This window comes from Clostridioides sp. ES-S-0001-03 (genome assembly GCF_020676075.1).
In the GTDB taxonomy this organism is placed as follows: Bacteria; Bacillota; Clostridia; order Peptostreptococcales; family Peptostreptococcaceae; genus Clostridioides.
Genome location: NZ_JACVWJ010000060.1, coordinates 1 through 255, shown reverse-complemented (window position 1 = coordinate 255; position 255 = coordinate 1). Strand labels below are relative to the sequence as shown.

1 rRNA gene is annotated in these 255 nt (G+C 33.3%); it reads right to left on the bottom strand.

Going from position 1 to position 255, the window contains the following annotated elements:
• Positions 1 to 96, bottom strand: a 5S ribosomal RNA gene (gene rrf, locus IC174_RS20940); the annotation flags it as partial.
• Positions 97 to 255: the final 159 nt, after the last annotated feature.

The window sequence follows — 255 nt, the reverse complement described above, 5'->3', positions numbered from 1 at the left end:
CCAGGCAGTTTCCCACCAAGTACCATCAGCGCTAGAGAGCTTAACTTCTGTGTTCGGAATGGGAACAGGTGTATCCTCTCTGCTATTGTAACCACATAATCTCTATGCTTAATATTACTATTAAGTTTTTGAAACTAGTAAAACTAGATTCTTTAGAGTTAACACTCTAAAAACTACATATATATTTTAATTAATGAACATCAAATAATATTGGTCAAGTCCTCGACCTATTAGTATCGATAAGCTAAATACATT